The organism is Caulobacter sp. 17J80-11 (assembly GCF_014349105.1).
Lineage (GTDB): Bacteria > Pseudomonadota > Alphaproteobacteria > Caulobacterales > Caulobacteraceae > 17J80-11.
Window position 1 is genome coordinate 26,049 of the sequence record NZ_JACSJI010000013.1, and the last position, 18,687, is coordinate 44,735.

The following is an 18,687-nucleotide window of genomic DNA, read 5'->3' on the forward strand; positions in this document are numbered from 1 at the left end:
GGGCGCGTGGACGCGCGCGCACCCCGGCTGAGGACCTTTGCTGCGGCCGCCTTCCTGTGGGGGGCGGCCGAAGCCTTTCTGTTCTTCGTGGTGCCGGACGTGCTGCTGGCCTGGGTGGCGCTGCGGCGCGGTCTGAAGGCGGCGCTCATCTGCAGCCTGTTGGCCGCCGCCGGCGCGACCCTGGGCGGGGCGGCCATGTACGGCTGGGCCGCGCGCTCGCCGGAGACGGCCGCGCGAGCGGTCGAGGCGGTGCCGGCCGTGCAGGACGGTTCTACGGATCGCGCCGTCGAGGCCATGCGCCGCGAGGGCTGGTTCCGCGCGGCGGCGACCGGCGCCTTCGCCGGGCGGCCCTACAAGCTCTACTCGGCCGCCGCGCCGCGCGCCGGCGTGAAGCCGGCGGCCTGGGTCGCGGGGGCGGCGCCGATCCGGCTGCCGCGCTTCCTCATGATGAGCGTAGGGTTCGCCGCGCTGGGCGCTCTGCTGCGCGAGCGCATGGACCGGCGGATGATGCTGGCCGTCTACGGGACGGGCTGGGCCCTGTTCTACGCGGCGTTCTGGACCGTCACGCCGGGATGAGAGACCGGCCGGCGCGCGCCGACCGGTCCTTACGCAATCAGCTCTTCTTCATGCCCATCATGGCTGCCAGGCCCAGCACCACGCCGGCGCCCATCGAGGCCTTGTCCGCCCACTTGGGCATGCTGGCTTCGAACGGCAGCATGTCGGTGAACATCATCGCCGCGCCGACGCCGACCAGAACGATCGCGATCAGGAACATCAGGTTTTTCATGGTTCGCCCCCTCCCCAGGGCGGATCGAGGGTAAGCCTGATCCGCGCGATCTGGCAAACCGACGGTATTTGCGATGGAACGGGACGCCGCGACGTGAAGCGGCGCCGAGACCGCTAGCCTGACGCTGCGCCAAGGCGTAAGACGCCGCCCGAAAGCCCAACAAGAACCAAGAGGGAGACGCGCGTGCGCGACATCCGCCATTTCATCGACGGGGTTTCCGTCGAGGGTAAGTCCGGCCGCTTCGGCGACGTGTTCAACCCCAACACCGGTGAAGTGCAGGCCCGCGTGGCCCTGGCCACGCCCTCCGAGCTGGACGCCGCCGTGCAGTCGGCGCAGGCCGCCTTCGAAGGCTGGGCCGCGACCAACCCGCAGCGCCGCGCCCGCGTGATGTTCGAGTTCAAGCGTCTGGTCGAACGCGACATGAACGAGCTGGCCGAGATGCTGTCCTCGGAGCACGGCAAGGTCATCGCCGACTCCAAGGGCGACGTTCAGCGCGGCCTGGAAGTCATCGAGTTCGCCTGCGGCATCCCGCACGCCCTGAAGGGCGAGTACACCATCGGCGCCGGTCCGGGCATCGACGTCTACTCCATGCGCCAGCCGCTGGGCGTGGTGTCGGGCATCACCCCGTTCAACTTCCCGGCCATGATCCCGATGTGGATGTTCGGCACGGCCATCGCGGCCGGCAACACCTTCATCCTGAAGCCGTCTGAGCGCGACCCGTCCGTGCCGGTGAAGCTGGCCGAGCTGATGATGGAGGCCGGCGCGCCGAAGGGCGTGCTGAACGTCGTGCACGGGGACAAGGTGGCGGTCGACGCCATCATCCAGCACCCGCAGATCCACGCGATCAGCTTCGTGGGCTCGTCCGACATCGCCCACTACATCTACTCGAACGGCACGGCCAACGGTAAGCGCGTCCAGGCCTTCGGCGGCGCCAAGAACCACGGCATCGTCCTGCCCGACGCCGACCTCGGCCAGACCGTGAAGGACCTGACCGGCGCGGCCTACGGCTCGGCCGGCGAGCGCTGCATGGCCCTGCCGGTGGTGGTGCCGGTCGGCAAGAAGACCGCCGACGAGCTGCGCGAGCGCCTGGTGGCCGAGATCCCGACCCTGAAGGTCGGTGTCTCGACCGACGCCGAGGCCCACTACGGCCCGGTGGTCACCGAAGCGCACAAGCAGCGCGTGCTGGGCTGGATCGACACCGCCGTCCAGGAAGGCTCGGAGCTGGTCGTCGACGGCCGCGGCTTCAGCCTGCAGGGCCACGAGAAGGGCTTCTTCGTCGGCCCGACCCTGCTGGACCAGGTCAAGCCGACCATGAAGTCCTACCACGAGGAGATCTTCGGCCCGGTGCTGCAGATCCTCCGCGCGGAGACCTTCGAGGAGGCGCTGGCCCTGCCGTCGCAGCACCAGTACGGCAACGGCGTCGCCATCTTCACCCAGAACGGCCGCGCCGCCCGCGACTTCGCCGCCCGCGTCAACGTCGGCATGGTCGGCATCAACGTGCCGATCCCGGTGCCGGTCGCCTACCACACCTTCGGCGGCTGGAAGCGTTCGGGCTTCGGCGACATCAACCAGCACGGCATGGAAGGCGTGCGGTTCTGGACCAAGACCAAGACCGTCACCGCCCGCTGGCCGGAGAGCGCCCTGGAGCACCAGGACTCGTCCTTCGTCATCCCGACGATGCGCTGATGAACGAGACGGAGGCGGGCCGCGAGCGCCACACGCGCGCACCCAAGCGGCCCGCCGCCTTCTTCGTGCTGTTCGCCCTCGCCGGCCTGATTTTGGCCGGCGGTGTGGCCTGGATGCTCACCCGCTAGTTGATTTCGCAGGCGCCCCCTTCGAGTAACGCCGGTTTCGCTGTAAAGGTTAACCTGCGCGGTAACGATCCGCGCGGGGAGGCCCTTATGGCGGCGGCGTCGCATCATCGGTTTCTGCTTTACAGCCTGCTGGCGGCCGTGCTCGGCCTGTCGCTGGCTGGCGGCGGCTATTGGGGCTACTGGAACTACTACGCCCGCTTCCAGCCGGTGCTGATCACCAAGAACCAGAGCGACATCCAGAAAATCCTGGACGAGAGCGGCTGGGTCTCGCCCGGCGACCGCACCGGTCCGTGGCTGTACGTGGTGGGCTGGCGCAACTGCGACGCCTGCACGACCTACGAGCGCGAGGAATTCCCCAAGCTGCGCGCCGCCGGCGTCGACACCCGCGTGATCGTCTTCGCCCGCGAAGAGCGCGAAGGCCTCGTCCAATCCACCCCTTCGGAACGCGCCACGGTCGCGGCCCTGTGGCTGGACCGCGACTGGGCCCTGTACCAGCGCTGGAAGACCGTCAGCTCGCGGGCCTGGACGGCCGAGGGGCTGAAGGCGGCCGACGGCGACATCGCCCGCACGGCGGTGGTCGACGCGACCGGCGCCACCGCGACCCAGCTGCAGACCTACCTGCGCGGGAACAACGTGGACGGCGCCTATCCGATGGTGCTGTGGCGCGATCCGGACGGCTACCTGAAGGCCTGCGCCTGCGCCGACAAGCGCAGCTGGCACTTCATTCGCAAGGACCTGGGCGCGCCGGACAAGGCCCCCAAGACCACCGACGAGAACGCCGTGGTGCCGCCGCCGGTCGCGCCGAGCGCCGCGCCAGCCGCCGTCGCGGCTCCGGCCCTGCCGCGGGAAGCCCTGCCGGCCGAAGAAGCCGCGCCGGGAGAGGCCGCGCCGGCCCCGGCCGCGAACGCGACCACGACGGTCGCCGCGCCGGCTCCGGCCCAGACTCAGGCCCAGACTCAGGCCCAGACGCAGGCCCCGACCGCGGTCGCCGCCCAGGCCGCGCCCTCGCAGCCGGCCGCGGCCAAGCCCGCCGCCGTCAAGCCCGCCCCCGCCAAGGCCGCTCCGGCGAGGCCCGCCCCCGCGCCCAAAAAGGAGCAGGGGACCGGCGAGACCCTGCTGGCCTCCGCGAAGGCCAAGCTGGAGAACCTGTTTCTCTGAGCCTTGAGCGCTCCGTCGTCGGGAGCCGGGCCGGTTCTGTCGAAAGTTTCATGACCAGCGGTCGAGATTGCGCCTAAGCTCCCGCCCGATTTTCATCGGGAGGGGCCCGTCCAATGCTCAAGTCCGCCGCGTCCGCGCTCGCCATCCTCGTCAGCCTGTCCGCCGCCCACGCCTGGGCCGCGGCCCCGGCCGCCGCGCCCGCCGCCAAGGCCGCGCCGGCGGCGCAGACCGAAGACCAGCGGCTCGCCGCCTTCTTCGACGCCACCTTCAAGGAGCAGCTGGCGCTCAGCCCCGAGGGCCTGACCCAGCTGGGCTCCAAGGACCGCTACGGCGAGCTCGGCGACTACACCCTCGCCGGCGAACAGCAGCAGCTGGACCTCACCAAGGCGCAGCTGGAGCGCATGAAGCGCGAGTTCGACTACGCCAAGCTGTGCGACAGCGGCAAGCTGTCCTACCGCCTCTACGAGCACCAGGCCGAGACCTCGATGCGGCTGGCCAAGTGGCGCTGGCAGAACTACGCGGTGTCCTCGAACGGCAGCGCCCTGAACGGCCTGCCGGTCATGTTGATCAACAGCCATCGCGTGGACAGCGTCGCCGACGCCGAGGCCTATATCTCGCGGCTGAAGGCGATGGAGCGGGTGGGCGGCGAGATCGCCGACGACCTGGACGCCCGCACCGCCAAGGGCTTCGTCTCGCCGAGCTTCGTCTACAAGCCGGTGATCGGCGACACCCGCTCGCAGATCGAGGGCGCGCCCTTCACCGCCGGCCAGGACGTGGCCGTGTGGGCCGACTTCAAGAAGAAGGTCGAGGCGCTGAAGGTCGACCCGGCCGCCAAGGCCAAGCTGCTGGCCGACGGCGAAGCGGCCATGAAGGGCCCCTACAAGCGCGGCTTCGACCGCGTGATCGCCTCGCTCGAGAACGCGTCCAAGTCGGCCAATTCGACCGACGGCGTGTGGCGGCTGCCCGACGGCGACGCCTACTACGCCGACACGGTACGCTTCTACACCACCACCGACCTGACCCCGGCCCAGATCCACGACATCGGCCTGTCGGAAGTCGCCCGCATCCACAAGGAGATGGAGGCGATCAAGGACAAGGTCGGGTTCAAGGGGACGCTGGCCGAATTCTTCACCTACGTGAAGACCGATCCCAAGTTCCACTACCCGAACACGCCCGAGGGCAAGCAGCAGTACCTGGCCGACGCTACGGCCATGGTGGCGACCTACATGAAGGACGCCGCCGGCAAGCAGTTCTCGAACCTGCCGAAGGGCCCGCTCGAGGTGAAGGCGGTCGAGCCGTGGCGCGAGGCGACCGCGTCGGTGGCCTTCTACAACCCGGGCACGCCAGACGGTTCGCGGCCGGGCATCTACTACGTCAACCTGTCCGACATGAACCAGGTGCTGAAGCCGCAGATCGAGGCGATCACCTACCACGAGGGCACCCCGGGCCATCACTTCCAGCTGGCCCGCAGCCTGGAGCAGGCCGACCTGCCGATGTTCCGTCGCCTGAGCTACCAGGGCGCCTACATCGAGGGCTGGGGGCTGTACGCCGAGAAGCTCGGCAAGGAAGCCGGCTTCTACCAGGACCCGTATTCCGACTTCGGCCGGCTGTCGCTGGAGCTGTGGCGCGCGGGCCGTCTGGTGGTCGACACCGGCATCCACGCCAAGCACTGGTCGCGCGACCAGGCGATGCAGTACTTCCGCGACAACACCCTGCTGTCCGAGCGCGACGTCGCCAAGGAGATCGACCGCTACATCACCAACCCGGGCCAGGCGACCAGCTACAAGATCGGCCAGCTGAAGATCCTGGAGCTGCGCGAGAAGGCGAAGGCCGCCCTGGGTCCGAAGTTCGACCTCAAGGCCTTCCACGAGGTGGTGCTGGCCAACGGCGCCCTGCCGCTGGACGTGCTGACCGAGCAGGTCGACGCTTACATCGCCAAGACCAAGGGCAGCTGAGCTCTCGGCGCCTGATCCAAGACGAAGCCCCGGCCGGCGACGGCCGGGGCTTTTTCTTTGGCGGACGTCAGGGCTTCGGCGCCAGCCGCAGCGCCGCCACCGCGCCCATAGTGCAGACGGCGATGACCGTCGCCATAGGTACGGCGCTGCCGTCATGGAACACGCCGACCAGGGCCGCGCCGGTCGCGCCCAGGCCGAACTGCACCGCCCCGAACAGGGCCGACAGCGAGCCGGCCCGGGCCGGGTCGAGCGCCAGGGCCGAGGCCACCGCGTTGGGGGCGCTGAAGCCCTGGGCGGCGATGGCGAAGAACAGCGGGACCAGGATCCTCAGGAGGCCGCCGACCTCGGTCAGGGCGGCGGCCAGCAGCAGCAGGGCGGCGGCGCAGGCGCACAGCGCCGAGGCGCGTAGCACCTGGTCGGGCGCGTGCCGGCGCAGGACCAGCCGGTTCAGCTGCGAGGCGCCGATGATGCCCACCGCATTCGCCCCGAACACCCAGCCAAAGCGGGTGGCCGGCACGCCGTAGGTCTCGATCACCAACTCCGGCGACGCGGCTATGTAGGTGAACATGGCCGCCGAGGTCAGGCCGCCGGCCAGGATGAAGGCCATGACGCCCCGGTTCTTCAGCAGGGCCAGGTAGGCGGCCAGCGGCGTCTCGGCCCGGGCCCGCGCGGCGGTGGCCTCCGAGCGCGACTCCGGCAGGCCGAACAGCACGGCGACCCCTGTGGCCGCGCCGAAGGCGAACAGGGCCCAAAAGATGGTCCGCCATCCGGTCGCGGCCATGATCCAGCCGCCGGCCAGCGGAGCCAGGATGGGGGCGACGCCCATGATCAGCATCAGCACGGAGAATACCCGCGCCGACTCCTGGTGGTCGAAGCGGTCGCGCACCACCGCGCGAGCCACCACCACGCCGGCGCAGCCGCCCAGCGCCTGCACGAAGCGCAGGCCGACCAGGGCCGGCATGGTGGGCGCGAAGGCGCAGCCGACGGTGGCGACCAGATAGAGCGCGATCCCGGCCAGCAGCGGCCCGCGCCGCCCGATGCGGTCGGACAGCGGCCCGTAGATCAGCTGGCCCAGCGCCAGGCCGACGAAGAAGGCCGCCACCGTCTGCTGCGCGCCGGTGGCCGTGCCGTGCAGGTCCCGCGCGATCGCCGGCAGGCTGGGCAGGTACATGTCGATCGACATGGGCGAGAAAGCGGTCAGCGCGCCCAGGATCAGCAGCAGGGAAAACGGCGCGCCGACGGCGCGCGGCGCGGAGGCCGCGGCGGGGGAGGTCATGGCGGCCACCTAACGCGACCGGTCCGGCCCCCACAAGGCTTGTTGGTCGCCCAACGACTGACGGCGCCGGCGCCGGGAACCTCCGCCACGGGGCGGGGTTGCGACCGCTCGGGGGCGCGGAGGCGTGATGTTCCTCGGCCCGCAGGCCACGGTCAGCGAAGCGGAGCGGGAGCGCGGCCTGCGCTCGCTGGTGACCGACGCCATGTTCGCCTCGACCACGGCGGCGCTGAACGGCGGCGTGGTGCTGGCCGCCTACGCCCTGTGGCTGGGCGCGTCCAACGCGGTGATCGGCCTCTTGGCGGCGCTGCCCTTTCTCAGCCAGCTGCTGCAGGCCCCGGCCGTGGCCCTGGTCGAGCGGCTGCAGGCCCGGCGGATGATCTGTGTGGTGGCGGCCTTCCTGGCCCGGCTGCTGCTGCCGTTGATCGGCCTGTTGGCCTTTCTGCCCGACCGCAAGCTGGCGCTCGGCCTGCTGGTCGGGCTGCAGGCGGCGCACGCGGGGCTGAACGCGGTGTCGACCTGCGCCTGGAATTCGTGGCTGCGCGACCTGGCCCCGCCCGAGCGGCTGGGCCGCTTCTTCGCCCGCCGCACCGCCAACGTCACCGCCTTCACCCTGTTCGCCACCCTGGCCGCGGGCCTGACGGTCGACCGTGCGAGCGAGTACGGCCGCACGGCCGAGGCCTTCGTGTTCGCCGGGGTGTTCATGACCGCCTTCGCCACCAGCCTGGCCTCCAGCTGGCTGATCGCGCGTGCGCCCGAGCCGCGCATGGCCCCGCCCGTCAGCGCCGCGAGCCTGCTCGAGGTGCTGCGCCGGCCGTTCCGCGACGTGAACTTCCGCCGGCTGATCGTCTTCCTGTCGAGCTGGCAGTTCGCCGTGAACCTGGCCACGCCCTTCATCACCGTCTGGCTGCTGGGCCAGCTCGGCTTCTCCATGGGCTTCGTGGTGTCCTTGAGCGTGGTCAGCCAGGCCGCCAACCTCGCGGTGCTGGGCGGCTGGGGCCGGCTGTCGGACCGGTTCGCCAACAAGTCGGTGCTGGGCGTGGCCGCGCCGCTGCTGATCGCCTGCATCGCCGGCCTGGTGCTGGCCTCGCAGATCCAGGACCAGCGCCTGGCCGCGGCCTACCTGCTGGTCCTGCACGTGCTGATGGGCGCCGCCACCGCCGGGGTCGGCCTGGCCACCGGGGCGATCGCCCTGAAGCTGGCCCCGTCCGGGCAGGCCACGCCCTATGTGGCGGCCAGCGCCCTGACCAGTTCGCTGGCGGCGGGGATCGCGCCGGTGATCGGCGGCCTCGGGGCCGATTTCTTCGCCGTGCGACGGCTGACGCTGGACGTGCGCTGGTCGGACCCGGAGGGCGTGCGCTCGCTCCTGGCCTTCCAGCTGGCCCACTGGGACTTCTTCTTCCTGATCGCCGCCCTGGTCGGGCTCTACGCCCTGCATCGCCTGACCCTGGTTCGCGAGGAGGGCGAGATCGAGCAGGGCGAGATGGCCCGCCAGATCCTGCTGGGCGCCCGGCGCACCGTGCGCAACCTCTCGCCGGTCGCGGGCCTGCGCGTGGCCGCGGCGTTTCCGGCCGGGGCGTTGATCGAGTTGCGGCGGCGGGGCCGAAATTCTCGTCCTTCGACAGGCTCAGGATGAGGAATTCTACTGGCGGCTCAGGGCGGACCAACGAAAAAGGCCCCGGTCGCGAAACCGGGGCCTTCTCGAATTCCGTGGAGGCTAGGCTCAGCCTTCCGAGGCTTCCGTCTTGCCGGCGGTCATCTGACGCTCGGCGATACGGGCCGACTTACCGCGGCGGTCGCGCAGGTAGTACAGCTTGGCGCGACGGACGACGCCGCGACGCTTCACCTCGATCGACTCGATCGACGGCGACAGCAGCGGGAACACGCGTTCCACGCCTTCGCCGAAGGAGATCTTGCGGACGGTGAAGTTCTCGTTGATGCCCTCGCCGGCGCGGGCGATGCAGACGCCTTCGTAGGCCTGGACGCGCGCGCGCTCGCCTTCCTTGATGTGCACGTTGACGCGCACGGTGTCGCCCGGGGCGAATTCCGGGTGGCTGGCGCGCTTGGCGGCCTGCTTTTGAGCTTCTTCGCGCTCGATCTGCTGCAGGATGTTCATCCGGCGGCTCCTATTTGTTTCGGGCTTGATCGCCCTTTGCCTGTAATTTGGCGAGATGCGCCGACCAGAGGTCGGGACGCCGCTCGCGGGTCGTCTCTTCGCGTTTCCGGGCGCGCCACTCGGCGATCTTCTTGTGATCGCCCGACAGCAGCACCTCCGGAATGTCGAGCCCTTCGAACGTCCGCGGTCGCGTGTACTGCGGATGCTCGAGGAGCCCGTCCTCGAAGCTCTCTTGCTCGAGGCTTGCGGTCTCGCCCAGGACTCCCGGGACCAGACGCACGCACGCCTCGATCGTGACCAGGGCCGCGGCTTCGCCTCCAGCGAGCACGGCGTCCCCGACCGAAACCTCTTCGAACCCGCGGGCGTCGAGCACCCGCTGATCCACCCCTTCGAACCGGCCGCACAGGACGATCACGCCCGGCCCGGCGGCCCATTCCTTTACGCGCGCCTGGGTCAGGGGTCGACCCCGGGCGCTCATGTACAAAAGCGGCCGCCCGGCTGCGTCCACGCTGTCCAGCGCGCGAGCCACGACGTCCGCCTTGAGGACCTGGCCGGGCCCGCCGCCGGCGGGGGTGTCGTCCAGGAAGCCGCGCTTATCGCTGGAAAAGCCCCGGATGTCCACCGTGTCCAGGGACCACAGCCCGCGCTCCTTCCAGGCGGTGCCGATCAGCGAAACGCCGAGCGGGCCGGGAAAGGCCTCGGGGAACATGGTCAGGACGGTGGCGGAAAACGGCATGGCCGGGGATGAAGCGCAGTCGGGCGCGCGACGCAAGGCCGCGATCATCCTTCTCCCCTTGAGGGAGAAGGACGGAGCCCGCGCGCCGGAGCGGCAGCGAAGGCCTACGCGGGAGGATGAGGGGTCGCGCGTCGGTGGCCGAGCAAGAAAAAGGGGTCACGCGGACCGGCCGGCGCGACCACCCCTCATCCTTTCGTCCTTCTCCCTCAAGGGGAGACGGATCTCACCCCCACGGCCCGTTCGCGCTGCGGCGTTCGCCGCCGGTCGGCACGGCGGTGACGGGGCGGGGCTTCACGCCCATGCGCACGCCCAGCTCCATCAGCGCCTTCACCCGGTTGGCGGTGGCGGGGTGGGTGGAGAACAGGTTGTCGGCGCCGCGCCCGGACAGCGGGTTCATGATGAACAGGTGGGCGGTCGCGGGATTGCGCTCGGCCTCGACGTTCGGGATGCCCTTGGCGTAGCGCTCGATCTTCTCCAGGGCCGAGGCCAGGGCCTGCGGGTCGCCGGCGATCTCGGCCCCGACGCGGTCGGCCTCGTACTCGCGCGAGCGGCTGATCGCCATCTGCACCAGGGCCGCGGCCAGCGGGGCCAGGATGGAGATGGCCAGCACGCCGATGATGCCGCCCGGGCGCTCGCGGTCGTTACCGCCGCCGAAGAACATGGCGAAGTTGGCGATGGCCGAGATGGCCCCGGCGAGGGTCGCCGTGATGGTCATGGTCAGGGTGTCGCGGTTCTTCACGTGCGCCAGCTCGTGCGCCATCACCCCGCGGATCTCCTCGCGGCTGAGCATTTCCAAGAGGCCGGTGGTGGCGGCCACGGCGGCGTGGGCCGGGTCGCGGCCGGTGGCGAAGGCGTTCGGCTGCGGGTTGTCGATCACGAACACGCGCGGCTGCGGCAGGCCGGCCTTGAGGGCCAGGGCCTGGATGTCGGCCACGTAGGTGCGGATCACCGGGTGCGGGTCCGACGCGTCGGCCGGGCGCGCGTGGTACATGCGCAGCACGATCTTGTCGGCGTTCCAGTAGCTGAACAGGTTCATGCCCGCGGCCAGCACCAGGGCGATCAGCATGCCGCCGGTCCCGCCAATCAGATAGCCGGCGCCGACGAACAGGGCGGACATGGCCGCCATGAGCATGAAAGTCTTGAGGTGGTTCATCGCGAGTAGCTAAAGCGTCCCCTTGCCGCCCTGGCGTTTCCGGGGCGCACGCCTAGCTATCTGGGTTCTGTTCGCTTCGCCCTCAAGGGATCGTCCACATGACCGACACGCCCGAGCCCGAAATCGCCAAGGCCGAGGTCGCCGAAGTGGAAGGCGCCGCGCCCGGCAAGACGCTGACCCCGGCCGCCCGCCGCGCCCTGGAGGAAGCCGCCGCCCGCCGCGCGGCCGAGCCCGCGCCCGAGCTGCCGCCCGAGGACGGCGGCCCCAGCGGCCTGGAGCCGACCCGCTTCAACGACTGGGAGCGCAAGGGCCTGGCGGTCGACTTCTGAGCGCGATAGCCGAAAGTGGACGCCGGTTTCGGCGGCCATCGCGCTCCAATTTGGAAAGTTGGAGCCTTCTGATCCGTTTCGAATGGTTCCATTCGAAACGGGAAGGCTCCAGGCGCGGGAATTCCCCTGCCGCGCGCAGAGGGTTGCTTGTGCGCCGTCGGCGTCAACCATGGCGCCGTGACCCGTATCTTCGCCGCCAGCCTGATCCTCGCCGCCCTCGCGGCCGCGCCCGTGTCCGCGGGCGAGCGGACCGTGCGCTCGGGCGAAGCCCCGTGCGCGGACACCTTGGTCGGCCGCACGGTCTGCGGCGCGGACGTGCGCACGACCCGCTCGGGCGATCCGAGCGCCGAGGTGCCCGCTGACGCGGACCGCCCCGAGGACGTCGACGCCGTCGCGGTGGTCAGGCTCGAGCCCGGCTTCTTCGGCGGCGGCCAGGCCGGCGGGGTCGGCGGCGAACCGAACGCCTATGTCAGCCGCGGCCGGGTCGTGGTGATCGCCGGGGCGCGCGCGACCGCGTCGGCCCGAGCCGGCGTCACGGTCCGCGCCGGCGGCTGCGGCTGCCGCTAGGCCCCAAGGCTCCGGCTAAAGCTCCGGCTAGAGCTCCGACGGCAGGGCCGGATCGGAAAGCAGGGTCTCCATCGCCTTCCAGCGCGCGCTCTGGTCCGGCCCGGCCTTCTCGACGTGGGCGCGGACCATGTCCTGGCCCAGGCCGTAATTGATCACGTAGCTGCGGTAACCGTCGGTGAAGCTGACCCGCTGCTCGGCGCGGGCGCGCGACATCAGGTTGTACTTCCGGGTCAGGGCGATCGCCGTCTCGCGGTCGATCTGTCCGTCCAGGTACATGGCCGCGATGGTGGTGCGCGCGCCGTCGAGCTCGCGCATGGCGTCGCGCAGGGCTGCGTAGGCCTCGGCCGTCTTTGGATCGAGCCCGGCCAGCGGATAGAGCGCGTCGGCCTCGAAGCGGGTGCGCTGTTCCCCCGGGAAGGCCAGGTCGATGCCGTAGTTGCCGCTGCCTTCGGCGATGAAGGATTGCGGGCTGTAGAGCGGATAGACCGAGAACTCGACCCAGCCGCGGCCCTTGGTCAGGCGCTCTTCCAGCAGGGCGTTATAGGTGTGGTGGCCGGGATAGCCCTCGTGGCAGCCCAGGTCGACGGCCCGGTCGACGAAGATCGGCAGGTCGGTGTTGACCTGGATCAGGCTGTGGGCGTCGCCCTTGTACCAGTTGTAGCCCGACCAGGATTTGCCGGTGACGAACTCCAGGGTGAAGCTCTCGCCGGCGGGCAGGGCGATGTGCGCCAGGGTGCGCTTGCGGCACTCGGCGATGGCGGCGCGCATGACCGCGTCCAGCCGGTCGGCGGGAATGACGTAGCGGCTCTTGAAGGCGTCCACGCGCTCGGCCAGCGGCCCGGATCCGGGGACCAGGGCCTCGACCCTGGCCAGCACCGGGTCGTAGGCCGACAGCGGTTTCACCGGCGGCCGCACGCCGAACAGGGCCTGCGCCTCGTCCTGGAACGGCTTGCGCACGCCCTCGATCATGTCGAGCCGGAAGCGGGCGGCCTTCAGGTGGGCGATCAGGTAGGCGCGCCGACGGGCCTCCAGCGGGTCGAGCCCTGCCGGGCTCACCGCTTCGACCTCGGCCAGGATGCGGTCGGCCTCGGCCTTCAGCTGCGGCGCCGAGCGCTTGTTCGCCTTGGCCGCGTCGGCCCAGGCCTGCGGGCCGTAGTAGGCGTCGACATAGCCGGGCTCCAGCTCGCCGATCGCCAGCACCAGCTTCACATAGGCCTCGGCGGCCGGGTTCAGCGGATCGGCCTTCGGTTCGGCCGGACGCGTGGCGCAGGCGGCCAGCAGCAGGCAGACGGCGGTGAGGAGCGCGCGCATGGAACCTCCGGAGCGACGGCGGCGATCCTAGCGGGGCCGCAGGCGCAGGCCTAGGGAAGTCCCGTTCCGCTGAGGAACAGGCCCTCCGCCACCCCGGTTGCCGGGGGTCCACGGCGTACAGGAGGTGCGGTCATGAGCGCGAACGGGCTCGAGGTATTCGACAAGACGCTCCAGACCACCAACATCTGGCTGGACGAGATCATGGCCCGGGTCGGCCCAGACCGTAAGGTGGCCTGGAAGGTGCTGTCTGTGGTGCTGCACAAGCTGCGCGACCGCCTGCCGGTGCCGCTGGCGGCCCACCTCGGCCAGGAGCTGCCCATGCTGGTCCGCGGCGTCTATTTCGACCAGTTCCAGCCGGAAAAGCAGCCGACGCGCGTGCGCGACTTCGACGAGTTCGTGGACGAGGTGCAGAGCTGGCTGTCCGACACCCGCCCCGTCGACCCGGTCGAGGCGTGCCGCGCGGTGTTCTGCGTGCTGTCGCGCCACGTGCCGGAGGGCCAGATCTCCAAGGTGCGGGACAGCCTGCCCCACAGCATCCGCGACGCCTGGCTGGCGGCGGAGGAGGGGCCGGGCCCCGACGCGATCGCGCGCGCGGCACGACATGCAGGACCGCCGGCCCCACGCCTGACCGCTTAAGGGTTGAACACCACCTCGTGGCGGCCGAAGTCCAGGGTGACGGAGCCGAACAGGCTGAGCGTGTCGATCCCCAACAGCAGGGCGGGCGTGTCGTTCAGGCCCCAGAGGCCGAAGGTGTGCAGGTCGGAGAACACCACCGGCAGGTTGACCAGCTTGGTCTCGCCCAGCCTGAGCGAGCGCAGCACCGCGAACTCGCCGTAGGCGGTCTGGCTGGTCACGCTGAAGATCGGCACGACCCGGTTGAGGTCGGGAATGTCGAGCTGGCGGAGGCGCACCACGTCGCGCAGCGCGCTGTTGCCGACCGTCACCTGCGAGCCGGAGTCGATGAAGGCGGTCAGGTTGGTGGTCCCGGATCGGGCGTCCACGACCGTCAGCTGGCCGAAGCGGTAGCGCGCCGCAACGCTCAGGCCCGGGCGCTCGACCCCCTGGGTCAGGCGCGACACCCCGACCGTCTTCGGCCGGGAGCGGGCCAGCCGCAGGCGTCCGCGCCGGAAATCCATCTCGACCATGCGCTTGTCCAGGGCGTCGAGGCCGATCAGGCCGTCCACGCCCAGCCGCCGCCGCGGCAGCACCGGCATGCGCAGGTCGCGGGTGGCCAGCGCGCCGACCTCGAAGCGGTCCACCCGGACGGTCGGCACCGTCTCCACCCCGCCGATGCCGTGCAGGCTGACCAGGCCGGCCGGCGGCAGGCCCAGCTCGGCGGCCCGCTCTTCGGCGATCACCGAGCGGTTGGCTCCGGTGTCGACCACGAAGTTGAAGGGGCCGCGGTCGTTCACGCGCACCGGGCCGGTCATGCGAAGGGCCAGGTCGGTCCCGGTTTCGAGGCCGGGGTCGTCCTGCGGATCGGGCAGGCCGGCGGGTTGCGCGGCCTCCTGGCTCGCGCCGATCGACGGCGCGGCGGCCCACAGGCCGAGGCCCATGGCGATCTGCCGGCGCGACAGCATCCGGACGCCCTCCCCCTTAGGCGGGCATCCTAGCTCTGCTTTTCAGGATCGTCGAACCGGGTTCGTCGAATATCCGATCACGGACCAGGCGGATACGGATCGCCCGGCTGCCAGGCCACCCGCTTCTCGCCGCCGACCGAACAGAGCATGACCTCGGCGTCCGCGCCCTGTTCGGCCCGGGCGTGGGCGGAGTGGATGGCGGCGCGCAGGGCGCCCTTCTCGCTGTCGTAATCGCCGAAGCGGGCGCCTTCGCGCTCGACGCGCCAGGTGGCGTCCTCGTTGGGCCTCACCACGTACTCGACCCGGTTCATACAGCCCTCCGTTCACGGGGGCCTGAACACCGGTCGAGCAGGGCGGGTTCCGGTCCGGGGCCTTCCCAATTGGGAGGCCCCGGTTCTTGCGCCGGATCGCGATCGGTCGCCTGACTTAGGCGCCCCCGGGGCCTTCCCTCGGGAAGGCCCCAGATTTCGCTCAGGCGAGTGATGGCCGCCGAAACCGGCGACCACTTTCGGCTATCACGCGCCGACCTCTTCGTCGGGAAGGCCGATCATGTGGAAGCCGGCGTCGACGTGCACGACTTCGCCGGTGGTCGAACGGCCCAGGTCGGACAGCAGCCACAGGGCGCAGCCGGCCACGCCTTCCATCGAGGTGTCCTCCTTCAGGGCGCTGAAGGCGCGGCCCTGGGAGATCATGCCGCGGCCGCCGGAGATGCCGGCCAGGGACAGGGTGCGCATGGCCCCGGCCGAGATGGCGTTGACGCGGATGCCCTTGGGACCCAGGTCGCGGGCGACGTAGCGGGTCGCCGCTTCCAGCGCCGCCTTGGCCACGCCCATGGTGTTGTAGTTCGGGATGACCCGCTCGGAGCCGAGGTAGGTCATGGTGACGATCGAGCCGCCGTTCGGCATCAGCTCGGCGGCGCGGCGGGCGCTGTCCACGAAGCTGAAGGCCGAGACGTTCATCGCCGTCAGGAAGCCCTCGCGGGTGGTGTTCTCGACGAACGAGCCCTTCAGCTCGTCCTTGTTGGCGAAGGCCACCGAGTGGACCAGGAAGTCGATCGTGCCCCACTTGTCCTTGATCGCCTTGAAGGCGGCGTCCATCGAGGCGTCGTCGGTGACGTCGGCCGGGATCAGGGTGTCGGCGCCGATGCTCTCGGCCAGCGGGCGCACGCGGCGCTCGAGCCCCTCGCCGAGATAGGTGAAGGCCAGCTCCGCGCCCTGCGCCGCCAGCTGCGTGGCGATGCCCCAGGCGATGGAGTTGTGGTTGGCGACGCCCATGACGAGGCCCTTCTTGCCCCGCAGCAGCTCGCCCTTCGGCATCGTCCAGCCGTCTTCGGCCATGTGCGTCCTCCCGGTTTGCGGCCGGTGGTTAGCAGGGGAGCGACGCTGGGGAAAGCTTTCTGAACCCTCTCCCCGCTTGCGGGGAGAGGGCAGGGTGAGGGGGCGTTCCGCCGTCACGACGATCGACGTCGCGTCTGCCCTCTCCCGCCTTAGGGCGGGAGAGGGTTCAGGAGAGTGTTAGACCCGGCTCATGATCAGGCAGCCGTTGGTGCCGCCGAAGCCGAAGCTGTTGGACATCACCGTCTCGAGCTGGACGTCCTTGCGCTCGCGCAGGATCGGCATGCCCTCGAAGGCGGGGTCCAGCTGCTCGATGTGGGCGCTCTCGCAGGCGAAGCCGTTGTTCAGCATCAGCAGCGAGTAGATCGCCTCCTGCGCGCCGGCCGCGCCCAGCGAGTGGCCGGTCAGCGACTTGGTCGAGGAGATCATCGGCATGTCGGCGCCGAACACCTTGCGCACCGCCTCCATCTCCTTGGCGTCGCCGACCGGGGTCGAGGTGCCGTGCGGGTTCAGGTAGTCGATCTTGCGGCCGCCGGCCTGGGACAGAGCCAGCTTCATGCAGCGCTCGGCGCCCTCGCCCGACGGGGCGACCATGTCGTAGCCGTCGGAGTTGGCGGCGTAGCCGGTGATCTCGGCGTAGATCTTGGCCCCGCGCGCCTTGGCGCGCTCCAGCTCCTCCAGAACCACGATGCCCGCGCCGCCGGCGATGACGAAGCCGTCGCGGTTGGCGTCATAGGCGCGCGAGGCGACCTCGGGGCGGTCGTTGTAGCCGGTCGACATGGCGCCCATGGCGTCGAACAGGTTCGACAGCGACCAGTCGATCTCCTCGGTGCCGCCGGCGAACATCACGTCCTGCTTGCCCATCTGGATCTGCTCGGCGGCCGCGCCGATGCAGTGGGTCGAGGTCGCGCAGGCGGAGCTGATCGAGTAGTTGATGCCGCGGATCTGGAACCAGGTCGACAGCACCGCCGACGGGCCCGAGCTCATGGTCTTGGGCACGGCGAACGGGCCGATGCGCTTGGGGCCCTTCTCGCGGGTGATGGCCGCCGCCTCGATGATGGTCCGGGTGGAGGTGCCGCCGGCGCCGACGATCAGGCCGGTGCGCTCGTGCGAGATCTCGCCCTCGGTCAGGCCGGAGTCGGCGATCGCCTGCTCCATGGCGATGTGGCCGTAGGCCGTGCCCGGGGCCAGGAAGCGGGCCGCGCGCCGGTCGACCAGCGCCTCCCACTCGATCTGCGGCCGGGCCTCGACCTGGCAGCGGAAGCCGAGTTCGGCGTAGTCCGGCGCGGCGCGGGTGCCTGACCTGGCCTCCCGCAGCGAAGCCAGCACCTCGTCGGCGTTGTTGCCGATCGAGGAGACGATGCCGATGCCGGTGATGGCGACGCGACGCATGCGGTGCTTCCTAATTCAGGCTAAGGCCGAACTCAGGTCAGGTCCTTGGGGTCGAACAGGCCGACCCGCAGGTCCTCAGCCGTGTAGATGGGCTTTCCGTCGGCTTCGAGAACCCCGTCGCCCACGCCCATCACCAGCTTGCGGTTGATCACCCGCTTCAGGTCGATCTTGTAGACGACCCGCTGCACGTTCGGGGTCACCTGGCCGGTGAACTTCACCTCGCCGACGCCGAGCGCGCGGCCCTTGCCGGGGGCGCCCGACCAGCCGAGGAAGAAGCCGACCAGCTGCCACATGGCGTCCAGGCCCAGGCAGCCCGGCATCACCGGATCGCCGATGAAGTGGCAGGCGAAGAACCAGAGGTCGGGGCGGATGTCGAGTTCGGCCTCGACATAGCCCTTGCCGTACTTGCCGCCCTCCTTGCTGATCTGGGTGATGCGATCGAACATCAGCATCGGCGGGGCGGGCAGCTGGGCGTTGCCAGGCCCAAACATCTCGCCGCGGGCGCAGGCGAGAAGGGCTTCGTAGTCCAGTCCGGTTTCGGCGACCGACATGCGGCGGAGCTCCGTGCGACGCAAAAACGCGTCGGCGGTTGAAAAGGGTGCGTGCCGGTTACACGACACCGCGCCCCGTCTCAACTGTGCGGTCACTGAGCGCGTTCATCTGCTAGCGGCAGTGAGCGGCGTCCTGGGCGCCCCAGAGCGCCTGCGCCGGGGCCCAGGCCTTCACGTCGCCGGCCTTGAGCTTGCACCAGCCGTTCTCGCATTCCTCCAGGGCGGCGATCGAGCGGGGGGACATGTAGGCGCGGGTGGCGGCCTCGTATTTCGGCTTGGCGCGCAGGGCCAGCGGCTTGGCCGAAGGCTGGAAGGCGGTGCGCCGGCCGTCGACCGTGCGTCGGTGCACCCAGGCCGAGCCGCCGTCCGGGTCGCAGACCTTCCGCCACTCGGCGGTCTCGGCCACCACCTGCAAGGGCAATCCCTTGGAGCGATAGACCCAGACCAGCTTGTAGTCGTCGCCGGGTCCGGAGCGGGCGTTGACCTCGCCGAACTTCAGCGACACCCAGCGGGGCACCGGCAGGCCGGACGGCGTGGGCTTGTCGGCCGGCCGCGCCTGGACCGAACCGGCCAGCACGCCGAGCGTCAGAACCAGCGCCGCCACCGCCTTGGGCTTCACCGACCTTTTCAC

The 18,687-nt window shown here is 70.5% G+C and carries 21 protein-coding genes; 9 read left to right on the plus strand and 12 right to left on the minus strand.

Translation table 11 applies throughout. From position 1 onward, the window contains the following. The first annotated feature begins 6 nt into the window (after positions 1-6). Positions 7-576: a hypothetical protein gene (locus H8B08_RS13570; RefSeq protein ID WP_187450736.1), complete on the plus strand. Its 570-nt coding sequence runs from the start codon at positions 7-9 to the stop codon at positions 574-576. Between the two features lie 37 nt (positions 577-613). On the opposite strand, the gene H8B08_RS13575 is transcribed toward H8B08_RS13570, so the two are convergent. Next, positions 614-787 (minus strand): hypothetical protein, encoded by a 174-nt coding sequence (locus tag H8B08_RS13575; protein WP_187450737.1) that lies wholly within the window; start codon positions 785-787, stop codon positions 614-616. 183 nt (positions 788-970) lie between these two features. Between H8B08_RS13575 and H8B08_RS13580 the strand changes: the two genes are divergently transcribed. The 4 genes from H8B08_RS13580 to H8B08_RS13590 all read left to right on the plus strand — a co-directional run bounded on the left by H8B08_RS13580 (position 971) and on the right by H8B08_RS13590 (position 5,714). After that, positions 971-2,473, plus strand: coding sequence for a CoA-acylating methylmalonate-semialdehyde dehydrogenase (locus tag H8B08_RS13580; RefSeq protein WP_187450738.1), 1,503 nt, complete (start codon positions 971-973; stop codon positions 2,471-2,473). Continuing rightward, positions 2,473-2,601, plus strand: a complete 129-nt coding sequence (locus H8B08_RS19295; protein WP_255500840.1) for a hypothetical protein — start codon at positions 2,473-2,475, stop codon at positions 2,599-2,601. Before H8B08_RS13580 ends, H8B08_RS19295 begins: the two co-directional genes overlap by 1 nt. Positions 2,602-2,688: 87 nt before the next feature. Then, the gene (locus tag H8B08_RS13585; RefSeq protein ID WP_187450739.1) at positions 2,689-3,759 is read left to right on the plus strand and encodes a hypothetical protein; all 1,071 of its coding nucleotides are present in this window, start codon (positions 2,689-2,691) and stop codon (positions 3,757-3,759) included. A gap of 113 nt (positions 3,760-3,872) precedes the next feature. Then, positions 3,873-5,714 carry a DUF885 family protein gene (locus H8B08_RS13590; protein ID WP_187450740.1) on the plus strand — a complete coding sequence of 614 codons (1,842 nt, stop codon included), beginning with the start codon at positions 3,873-3,875 and terminating at the stop codon, positions 5,712-5,714. A gap of 67 nt (positions 5,715-5,781) precedes the next feature. Here the strand turns inward: H8B08_RS13590 and H8B08_RS13595 are convergent, their stop codons facing one another. Next, positions 5,782-6,990 carry a multidrug effflux MFS transporter gene (locus H8B08_RS13595; RefSeq protein WP_187450741.1) on the minus strand — a complete coding sequence of 403 codons (1,209 nt, stop codon included), beginning with the start codon at positions 6,988-6,990 and terminating at the stop codon, positions 5,782-5,784. A 127-nt stretch (positions 6,991-7,117) separates the two neighbouring features. Here H8B08_RS13595 and H8B08_RS13600 point away from each other — a divergent pair, with 127 nt between their 5' ends. Then, positions 7,118-8,623, plus strand: a complete 1,506-nt coding sequence (locus H8B08_RS13600; RefSeq protein WP_187450742.1) for an MFS transporter — start codon at positions 7,118-7,120, stop codon at positions 8,621-8,623. Between the two features lie 87 nt (positions 8,624-8,710). Here the strand turns inward: H8B08_RS13600 and rplS are convergent, their stop codons facing one another. The 3 genes from rplS to htpX form a co-directional block, all read right to left on the minus strand. Continuing rightward, positions 8,711-9,103, minus strand: a complete 393-nt coding sequence (gene rplS, locus H8B08_RS13605; RefSeq protein ID WP_187450743.1) for a 50S ribosomal protein L19 — start codon at positions 9,101-9,103, stop codon at positions 8,711-8,713. Positions 9,104-9,113: 10 nt separating this feature from the next. Continuing rightward, entirely contained in the window at positions 9,114-9,839 is a 726-nt protein-coding gene (trmD, locus tag H8B08_RS13610; protein ID WP_187450808.1) for a tRNA (guanosine(37)-N1)-methyltransferase TrmD, read from the minus strand. 223 nt (positions 9,840-10,062) lie between these two features. After that, a complete protein-coding gene (gene htpX / locus H8B08_RS13615; RefSeq protein WP_187450744.1) occupies positions 10,063-10,992 on the minus strand; it encodes a zinc metalloprotease HtpX in 930 nt (309 codons plus the stop codon). Positions 10,993-11,090: 98 nt separating this feature from the next. On the opposite strand from htpX, the gene H8B08_RS13620 reads away from it, so the two are divergent. Together H8B08_RS13620 and H8B08_RS13625 are read left to right on the plus strand one after the other, a co-directional pair. Beyond that, positions 11,091-11,321, plus strand: a complete 231-nt coding sequence (locus tag H8B08_RS13620; protein WP_187450745.1) for a DUF1674 domain-containing protein — start codon at positions 11,091-11,093, stop codon at positions 11,319-11,321. A gap of 177 nt (positions 11,322-11,498) precedes the next feature. Then, positions 11,499-11,888, plus strand: a complete 390-nt coding sequence (locus H8B08_RS13625; protein ID WP_187450746.1) for a hypothetical protein — start codon at positions 11,499-11,501, stop codon at positions 11,886-11,888. Positions 11,889-11,915: 27 nt separating this feature from the next. Here the strand turns inward: H8B08_RS13625 and H8B08_RS13630 are convergent, their stop codons facing one another. Continuing rightward, entirely contained in the window at positions 11,916-13,199 is a 1,284-nt protein-coding gene (locus tag H8B08_RS13630) for a hypothetical protein (RefSeq protein ID WP_187450747.1), read from the minus strand. Positions 13,200-13,331: 132 nt separating this feature from the next. On the opposite strand from H8B08_RS13630, the gene H8B08_RS13635 reads away from it, so the two are divergent. Then, entirely contained in the window at positions 13,332-13,835 is a 504-nt protein-coding gene (locus tag H8B08_RS13635; RefSeq protein ID WP_187450748.1) for a DUF2267 domain-containing protein, read from the plus strand. Here the strand turns inward: H8B08_RS13635 and H8B08_RS13640 are convergent. The 6 genes from H8B08_RS13640 to H8B08_RS13665 form a co-directional block, all read right to left on the minus strand. Beyond that, positions 13,832-14,779: a retropepsin-like aspartic protease gene (locus H8B08_RS13640; protein ID WP_187450749.1), complete on the minus strand. Its 948-nt coding sequence runs from the start codon at positions 14,777-14,779 to the stop codon at positions 13,832-13,834. The genes H8B08_RS13635 and H8B08_RS13640 overlap by 4 nt on opposite strands. A gap of 77 nt (positions 14,780-14,856) precedes the next feature. Next, the gene (locus H8B08_RS13645) at positions 14,857-15,090 is read right to left on the minus strand and encodes a hypothetical protein (RefSeq protein WP_187450750.1); all 234 of its coding nucleotides are present in this window, start codon (positions 15,088-15,090) and stop codon (positions 14,857-14,859) included. A 204-nt stretch (positions 15,091-15,294) separates the two neighbouring features. Then, positions 15,295-16,116, minus strand: coding sequence for an enoyl-ACP reductase (locus tag H8B08_RS13650; RefSeq protein WP_187450751.1), 822 nt, complete (start codon positions 16,114-16,116; stop codon positions 15,295-15,297). A gap of 177 nt (positions 16,117-16,293) precedes the next feature. After that, on the minus strand, positions 16,294-17,505 hold the full coding sequence (gene fabB, locus H8B08_RS13655) for a beta-ketoacyl-ACP synthase I (protein ID WP_187450752.1): 1,212 nt from the start codon (positions 17,503-17,505) through the stop codon (positions 16,294-16,296). A gap of 32 nt (positions 17,506-17,537) precedes the next feature. After that, positions 17,538-18,056 (minus strand): 3-hydroxyacyl-[acyl-carrier-protein] dehydratase FabA, encoded by a 519-nt coding sequence (gene fabA / locus H8B08_RS13660; protein ID WP_187450753.1) that lies wholly within the window; start codon positions 18,054-18,056, stop codon positions 17,538-17,540. A 112-nt stretch (positions 18,057-18,168) separates the two neighbouring features. Then, a complete protein-coding gene (locus H8B08_RS13665; RefSeq protein ID WP_370545480.1) occupies positions 18,169-18,687 on the minus strand; it encodes an SH3 domain-containing protein in 519 nt (172 codons plus the stop codon).

Excerpts from the sequence above, each read along its gene's own strand:
- H8B08_RS13575 (WP_187450737.1), bottom strand. The coding sequence starts at position 787 with ATGAAAAACCTGATGTTCCTGATCGCGATCGTTCTGGTCGGCGTCGGC.
- H8B08_RS19295 (WP_255500840.1), top strand. The coding sequence starts at position 2,473 with ATGAACGAGACGGAGGCGGGCCGCGAGCGCCACACGCGCGCACCCAAG.
- H8B08_RS13585 (WP_187450739.1), top strand. The coding sequence starts at position 2,689 with ATGGCGGCGGCGTCGCATCATCGGTTTCTGCTTTACAGCCTGCTGGCG.
- H8B08_RS13590 (WP_187450740.1), top strand. The coding sequence starts at position 3,873 with ATGCTCAAGTCCGCCGCGTCCGCGCTCGCCATCCTCGTCAGCCTGTCC.
- H8B08_RS13595 (WP_187450741.1), bottom strand. The coding sequence starts at position 6,990 with ATGACCTCCCCCGCCGCGGCCTCCGCGCCGCGCGCCGTCGGCGCGCCG.
- H8B08_RS13600 (WP_187450742.1), top strand. The coding sequence starts at position 7,118 with ATGTTCCTCGGCCCGCAGGCCACGGTCAGCGAAGCGGAGCGGGAGCGC.
- rplS (WP_187450743.1), bottom strand. The coding sequence starts at position 9,103 with ATGAACATCCTGCAGCAGATCGAGCGCGAAGAAGCTCAAAAGCAGGCC.
- trmD (WP_187450808.1), bottom strand. The coding sequence starts at position 9,839 with ATGCCGTTTTCCGCCACCGTCCTGACCATGTTCCCCGAGGCCTTTCCC.
- htpX (WP_187450744.1), bottom strand. The coding sequence starts at position 10,992 with ATGAACCACCTCAAGACTTTCATGCTCATGGCGGCCATGTCCGCCCTG.
- H8B08_RS13620 (WP_187450745.1), top strand. The coding sequence starts at position 11,091 with ATGACCGACACGCCCGAGCCCGAAATCGCCAAGGCCGAGGTCGCCGAA.
- H8B08_RS13630 (WP_187450747.1), bottom strand. The coding sequence starts at position 13,199 with ATGCGCGCGCTCCTCACCGCCGTCTGCCTGCTGCTGGCCGCCTGCGCC.
- H8B08_RS13635 (WP_187450748.1), top strand. The coding sequence starts at position 13,332 with ATGAGCGCGAACGGGCTCGAGGTATTCGACAAGACGCTCCAGACCACC.
- H8B08_RS13640 (WP_187450749.1), bottom strand. The coding sequence starts at position 14,779 with ATGCTGTCGCGCCGGCAGATCGCCATGGGCCTCGGCCTGTGGGCCGCC.
- H8B08_RS13645 (WP_187450750.1), bottom strand. The coding sequence starts at position 15,090 with ATGAACCGGGTCGAGTACGTGGTGAGGCCCAACGAGGACGCCACCTGG.
- H8B08_RS13650 (WP_187450751.1), bottom strand. The coding sequence starts at position 16,116 with ATGGCCGAAGACGGCTGGACGATGCCGAAGGGCGAGCTGCTGCGGGGC.
- fabB (WP_187450752.1), bottom strand. The coding sequence starts at position 17,505 with ATGCGTCGCGTCGCCATCACCGGCATCGGCATCGTCTCCTCGATCGGC.
- fabA (WP_187450753.1), bottom strand. The coding sequence starts at position 18,056 with ATGTCGGTCGCCGAAACCGGACTGGACTACGAAGCCCTTCTCGCCTGC.